This window comes from Maribacter sp. (assembly GCF_039968975.1).
GTDB lineage: Bacteria > Bacteroidota > Bacteroidia > Flavobacteriales > Flavobacteriaceae > Maribacter.
Genome location: NZ_JBDVOT010000152.1, coordinates 1 through 6,469, shown reverse-complemented (window position 1 = coordinate 6,469; position 6,469 = coordinate 1). Strand labels below are relative to the sequence as shown.

General features: G+C 37.5%; 6 protein-coding genes. 3 read left to right on the top strand and 3 right to left on the bottom strand.

Translation table 11 applies throughout. The features are described from left to right. Positions 1-257 precede the first annotated feature (257 nt). Positions 258-494, bottom strand: a complete 237-nt coding sequence (locus ABJI11_RS10275) for a hypothetical protein (RefSeq protein ID WP_348351830.1) — start codon at positions 492-494, stop codon at positions 258-260. A gap of 518 nt (positions 495-1,012) precedes the next feature. Between ABJI11_RS10275 and ABJI11_RS10270 the strand changes: the two genes are divergently transcribed. Together ABJI11_RS10270 and ABJI11_RS10265 are read left to right on the top strand one after the other, a co-directional pair. After that, positions 1,013-2,308 carry a DEAD/DEAH box helicase gene (locus ABJI11_RS10270; RefSeq protein ID WP_276494310.1) on the top strand — a complete coding sequence of 432 codons (1,296 nt, stop codon included), beginning with the start codon at positions 1,013-1,015 and terminating at the stop codon, positions 2,306-2,308. Positions 2,309-2,345: 37 nt separating this feature from the next. Then, positions 2,346-3,038 carry a peptidase E gene (locus tag ABJI11_RS10265; RefSeq protein WP_348351828.1) on the top strand — a complete coding sequence of 231 codons (693 nt, stop codon included), beginning with the start codon at positions 2,346-2,348 and terminating at the stop codon, positions 3,036-3,038. A 270-nt stretch (positions 3,039-3,308) separates the two neighbouring features. Here ABJI11_RS10265 and ABJI11_RS10260 read toward each other — a convergent pair whose 3' ends face one another. Both ABJI11_RS10260 and ABJI11_RS10255 read right to left on the bottom strand, forming a co-directional pair. Then, positions 3,309-4,292 (bottom strand): SDR family oxidoreductase, encoded by a 984-nt coding sequence (locus ABJI11_RS10260; RefSeq protein ID WP_348351826.1) that lies wholly within the window; start codon positions 4,290-4,292, stop codon positions 3,309-3,311. 72 nt (positions 4,293-4,364) lie between these two features. Then, positions 4,365-4,754: a glyoxalase superfamily protein gene (locus tag ABJI11_RS10255; RefSeq protein WP_348351824.1), complete on the bottom strand. Its 390-nt coding sequence runs from the start codon at positions 4,752-4,754 to the stop codon at positions 4,365-4,367. 126 nt (positions 4,755-4,880) lie between these two features. Here ABJI11_RS10255 and ABJI11_RS10250 point away from each other — a divergent pair. Next, on the top strand, positions 4,881-6,469 hold a 1,589-nt coding region (locus ABJI11_RS10250), incomplete at its 3' end, for a prolyl oligopeptidase family serine peptidase (protein ID WP_348351822.1).

Below are 6,469 nucleotides of genomic sequence, written 5' to 3'. Positions count from 1 at the left end.
GCTGTTGGCTGTTGGCTGTTGGCTGTTGGCTGTTGGCTGTTGGCTGTTGGCTGTTGGCTGTTGGCTGTTGGCTGTTGGCTGTTGGCTGTTGGCTGTTGGCTGTTGGCTGTTGGCTGTTGGCTGTTGGCTGTTGGAAAAATTTAGCTTTGCTAAATTTTCATTTTTAAAAGTCTTTTCTCTTTATTCTTTATTCTATTCTCTACTTTATACTTAGTACTTAATACTGTAACTGGCAACTGAAAACTGAACACTAAAACTTATGCCATTTTAGCTCTGTTCGCTTTCGTGATAAAGTTCAAATCTCTTTTGATTCTAGAATTTTTGAATTTGTATAAACGAGCAACTTCTGTATTTGATTCGCTTTTGATTTCGTTCGTAGTTTCAGTCACGATGCTCATTTCAATCGTTTCGACTTTCACATCAGCTGTATTGTTTTGTGCTTGAGCTGTGAAGCTTAAAAAGATAATGAAGATAGTTGCGATTATTGTTTTCATGACTTGCGTTTGTTTCACTTATAGAACGCCGCAGACCTTGTTTTGCTAGGTGATGAATCGCTGAAAAACCCCTAATTCTCGTTGCTTGACACAAGTTCAGGTAAAGTGTAAAATCGCATCGATAAACGGCAACAGCCCAAAAAACACCTTAGCGATTTTAAGTGTCGTTAAACGATTTATTGTAAAAATTCAAATGCAAAAATCAAATTCAAATACAAAACAATAGAAAAAGAAGATAGAGAAGAGAAAATAGATTGTTGACTGCTGGTTGTTGGTTGCTGGTTGCTGGTTGCTGGAAAATGAAAATATAGCGAAGCGAAATTTTCATTGCCAAAAATCTTTCCTCTTTACTCTAATATCTACTTTCAGCTTTGTACTTAATACTTCTTACTTTATACTTCCAACATACTACTTTGTACTTAATACGTAGTGCTTATTACTTTAGATAAACCACCCCTTACACTACTATACTGCTTCTTCCACATTAAACCGTACCTTTGCAACTTATTAAAATTTTTATGACATTTAAAGAACTCGGCTTAGCCGAACCAATCCTAAAAGCATTAGAGGCTGAAGGATATACTCACCCTACTCCAATTCAAGAACAATCCATTCCAATATTACTCCAAGGCAAAGACCTTCTGGGAGTTGCGCAAACAGGTACTGGTAAAACAGCTGCATTTGGTATTCCTATTTTACATCAATTGTATGAGGGTATTAGCTTACGCCAGACAAAGCGAAAAGTAAAAGCACTTATAGTTACCCCTACGCGTGAATTAGCAATACAAATTAGTGAAAGTCTTACCGCCTATGGTAAGCATACAGGTTTACGTAACACCGTAATTTTTGGCGGAGTAAAGCAAGGAAAACAAGTAAATGCGCTTAGAGGTGGCGTTGATATTTTAGTAGCTACACCTGGTCGTTTATTAGATTTAATGAATCAGGGTTTTATTTCTTTTAGAGATTTAGAACATGTGGTACTTGATGAAGCGGACCAGATGTTGGACATGGGCTTTATTCACGATATCAAGAAAATCATTGCAAAATTGCCTCCTAAAAGACAGTCTCTTTTCTTTTCGGCTACTATGCCAAAAGACATTGTAGAGCTATCTAGAAAAATGTTGGGCGATTTTGAACGCGTTACCATTAAGCCTGAACAAGCTACTGCAGAGAAGGTAGAACAGGGAGTTTACTTTGTAAGTAAAGCAAATAAGCCTAAACTTTTAATTCACCTTATAAAGGAAAATCCTGAAAATACCTTAATCGTATTCTCAAGAACCAAGCATGGTGCTAATAAGATTGTAAAGAAGCTAGACCAAGCCGGTATACGTTCTGCAGCAATACACGGGAACAAATCACAAACAGCACGCCAGAAGGCATTAAGCGCCTTTAAAGAGGGTGACCTTAAAGTTTTAGTAGCTACAGATATTGCCGCAAGAGGAATAGATGTGGAAGACCTATCCTTAGTAGTAAACTACGATTTACCAAATGTTTCTGAAACCTATGTACACCGTATTGGTAGAACAGGGCGTGCAAATGCTAGCGGTATTGCACTTTCATTTTGCGATAAAGAAGAAAGAGCATACTTACGAGATATAGAGAAATTGATTAAACAGTCGGTACCACGTATGCCTGAACATCAATTTGTTGATGCCGATACGCCTTCTGATGATCAACCTATGCCTCCAAAGAAAAAGCAAGGTAATTCTCGTAACAAAAATAGAAATAGACCTGGTGGTAACAACTTTCGTGGAAAGAATAATAGAAATACTAGCAGACCTAAAAAACGAAATGACTCTAGCAGAAGCGAATAGCTTCTGTTAGAATTATGCTACACTAATACTCCGCATAATGAAAAAGCAAATGGTTATTTACGGTAGCGGTCGCCATACCGTACCTTTCTTAAATTATATTGCCAAAGCAACCGGTAAAGAAAAACCGAACATGTGTTTTATCCCGACAGCTAGTGGTGAAGACGAACAATATATTGCTTCGTTTTATGATGTTTGCTCTCAGATAGATGTTACTCCGCATGTACTTTCTGTTTGGATTAATTCTTATGACCAAAAAGAATCGTTCGAGGAGATTATCTCTCGTATGGATGCTATCATTGTTGGTGGCGGAAATACATTGAATATGCTTGCCATTTGGCAAGCACAAGGCATTGATGTTGCCCTTAAGAACGCTTATGATAACGGCGTAGTTATGGGTGGCGGTAGCGCTGGCTCGCTTTGTTGGTTTAATGGTGGTACTACAGATTCTAGACCTAAAGAATTAAGTATAGTTGGTGGTATGGCATTTATCGACAAAAGCCACTGTCCGCATTATAACTCTGAAACTTCACGTAGACCATTGTATTTCGAAAATATTAAAACAGCTAAATTATCTGATGGTTATGCGTGTGACGACCGTTCTGCCATTCATTTTATTGATGGTGAAGTACATACCTCCGTTTCTTTAAACGAGGAAAACCATTCGTACTACGTGTATTTAAAAGATGGTGAAATTGTTGAAGAATTGATACCGAGTACTGTTATTTCTTAAATTCTTTGAGTTCATATTAATCCTGTGATTTTTATTGAAACTATTGAAATAAATATTAGAGCGTAATACTCTCAATACCCACCCCTAGCCCCTCCCAGGAGGGGAATAGTTCGTTGCTTCAATTAAAATTTACAACACTATTTCTGTTATCGTAATACTTCAAATCTATCCGAAATTCCCAATCAACAACGTATTCCTCCCCTCCATAGAGAGGAGGATTAAGGGGTGGGTAAAACGAATGGTAAAATTATTTAAAATACCAACCACATTCTACAACCGCTTATAAGCGCTCAGCACATTCTCAATCTTAACCTCGGTTTCTTCGTCTATATTCTGATGCTCTGGATTGTCTTTTAACCACTTCACTGTTCTTTTTATGCCTTCCGAGAACGGAATGGTGGCTTTAAAGCCCGGTACAAAGGTTTTTATCTTGGTATTATCAAACAATACACTTTCTGCTTTATCAGCCAGTAACGTACCCGTAAATGATGGCTCTATTTTACAAATGAAGTCCGATGCTATATGTACTACTTTTGCTTCTTTCCCTAGGGCATCCGCCAGTATTTTGTAAATCATATTCCAAGTCAACACCTCATCAGATGTAATATGAAAAGCATGACCTATTGCGGTTTGTAAGCCTAAAAGTCCCACAAAACCTTTTGCAAAATCATCGGAATGGGTTACGGTCCATAGTGATGTACCATCACCATGTATTATAATTTCTTTTCCTTCCAATATTCGCTTTGCGGTATTGTATTTATTGAATCCGCCAATGGCAATAGGTATTACAGTATCATACGTTAACGATGGGCGAACAATGGTTATAGGAAATCCTTCTTCACGATATGCTTTTTGCAATCTGTCTTCACACTGAATCTTACCTTGTGAATAATCCCAAAGATTATTATGTAACGGAGTAGATTCCGTTATCACCGGATAACTCAACGGGGTTTGATAACAAGATGCAGAACTGATGAAAATGTATTGCTTGGTCTTTCCTTTGAACAAATCAATATCACGCTCAATATCATGAGGTGTAAAAGCTATCCAGTTTACTACAACATCCCATTCATGTTTTTTCAACTCCGTAAGTTCTTCAGGCTTATTGATATCTCCTATGATACTCTGCGCACCTTCAATAGCTATTTTGGCTTTACCCCTATTCAACACATATAAATCCATTCCTTTAGATACAGCCAATCTACTACTGGGTGTACTAATATTTCCTGTTCCTCCTATAAATAATACTTTCATTTTTTTATTTTAATATACTCGAAAATCGAGATTCAATGTTTTGTTGGTTTTATGCGAGCTTACTTAATCAAGCTAAACACTTGATACATCTCTATAAAATGTTAATCCGTTTTTAAAGGGGTCGTAAAAAGCAAATTCTCGAGTACCCCAAGCTGTTTCCCTTAACAAGGTGTGGGCATGAAAAACATCTACCCTAGAAAATTCATTGTACAGAGATTCAATATTCTGCGCAACAATGCGTAGCATTGGTCTGTCTATATCTGCATCCCACATTTTTTGATTGTGCCATTGTAAGTGAATCTCTATATCGTCCCTTAAAATACCTGCATACTTTGGGTTTTTAGCATCATCTGCAAAGGCAATTTTAAACCCTAATCGGTTTACATAAAAATCTAAAGCCTCAACTACATCCCAAACAGGAAGCACTGGATGAATTTGATGTAAATAGCCTTTTTCCTCCATACTGTGAAAATACAAAAAGGATTAAAAAATAGAATGTTAATACTTCCTCAATTCTCAACGCAAGAAGTTCATTTTTTTAAGTATTTCGCTATCTTCATGGCATCATTTCAAACCAAACTCAACACTATGAAAATTATTATTAAAACACTCTTTCTCCTATTTTTTACACTATCGGCTACTGCCCAAGTTTCTTCAAATCTTGAGCTGACCGATATTTTTAACATGGAGTATGTATCTGACCCACAGATATCTCCTGACGGAAGTAAAATTATCTACGTTCGTAATTTCAAGGACATTATGACCGATAGAAATTTATCTAATCTTTGGATGGTTAATTATGACGGTTCACAAAATAGACCTTTGACGACAGGCAACCAGAACGACTACTATCCTCGTTGGTCTCATGATGGAAAAAAAATCATCTTTAAATCTAACAAATCAGATAGCAAGATGAAATTATATGTCATGTGGATGGACACCAAAGAAATTGCTCCGCTCACCAATACACCTAAAGCACCGGGGGCGGTAAGTTGGTCTAATGATGACCGTTATTTGGCATTCACCATGTTTGTGCCAGAAACGGAGCAGTCTATAGTGAAATTACCTGCTAAACCTGAAGGTGCTAAATGGAATACGCCACCAACATATATAGACAAGCTGAATTACAGAGGCGACGGACAAGGATATATTAAAGGAGGGCATAATCAAATATTCACCCTTTCTTTAGACGGTGGTACACCTAAACAACTAACGACATCAGCGTTTGACCATGGCGCTCCTGTTTGGGCAAAGAATGACAGAACATTATATTTTTCGGCGAATTTTAATCCAGATGAAGCTTTTGAACCAGCAAATAGTGAAGTCTATGCTTTGGATATTGCTACCGCTAAAGTATCTGCTCTAACTGACAGATATGGTCCTGATAGTTCTCCAAAGGTATCTCCTGATGGTAAAATGATTGCATACACGGGTAATGATGACAAATTACAGGGTTACCAAATCACCAATCTTTATGTAATGAATACCGACGGAAGCAATTCTAAATTACTTTCCGGAAATTTTGATAGAGACATTGCCAATGCACAATGGGCTAATGACGGCAAAGGTCTTTATTTTCAGTATGATACCGAAGGGTCTACCAAAATAGGTCATATTACGTTAGATGGAAAAGTAACTACCCTTGTTGAAGGTCTTGGCGGACTCTCTCTTGGAAGACCATATAACGCTGGAGGCTTTACCGTTTCTAAAAATTCTCGTTTCGCTTATACATTAGGAAATACCGAACACCCGTCTGATCTAGGTGCTGCCGATAAAAAGAGTTCTAAACGATTAACATTTGTAAATGATGATCTTTTCTCTTTTAGAGATCTAGGTAAGACCGAAGAGATTTGGTGGGAATCTTCATATGACCAACAAAAAATACAAGGTTGGGTTGTTACTCCTCCAAACTTTGACCCGAATAAAAAGTATCCATTTATTCTTGAAATTCATGGCGGTCCATTTACCAGCTACGGTTCTGTGTATAGTGCAGAAATACAAGCATATGCAGCGGCAGGTTATGTGGTTCTTTATAGCAACCCACGTGGTAGTACAAGTTACGGAGCTGAATTTGGAAACTTGATTCACCACGATTATCCAAATCATGACTACGAAGATTTGATGAGTGGTGTTGATGCCGCTATTGAAAAAGGGTACGTAGATACCGATAATTTATA

Excerpts from the sequence above, each read along its gene's own strand:
- ABJI11_RS10275 (WP_348351830.1), bottom strand. The coding sequence starts at position 494 with ATGAAAACAATAATCGCAACTATCTTCATTATCTTTTTAAGCTTCACA.
- ABJI11_RS10270 (WP_276494310.1), top strand. The coding sequence starts at position 1,013 with ATGACATTTAAAGAACTCGGCTTAGCCGAACCAATCCTAAAAGCATTA.
- ABJI11_RS10265 (WP_348351828.1), top strand. The coding sequence starts at position 2,346 with ATGAAAAAGCAAATGGTTATTTACGGTAGCGGTCGCCATACCGTACCT.
- ABJI11_RS10260 (WP_348351826.1), bottom strand. The coding sequence starts at position 4,292 with ATGAAAGTATTATTTATAGGAGGAACAGGAAATATTAGTACACCCAGT.
- ABJI11_RS10255 (WP_348351824.1), bottom strand. The coding sequence starts at position 4,754 with ATGGAGGAAAAAGGCTATTTACATCAAATTCATCCAGTGCTTCCTGTT.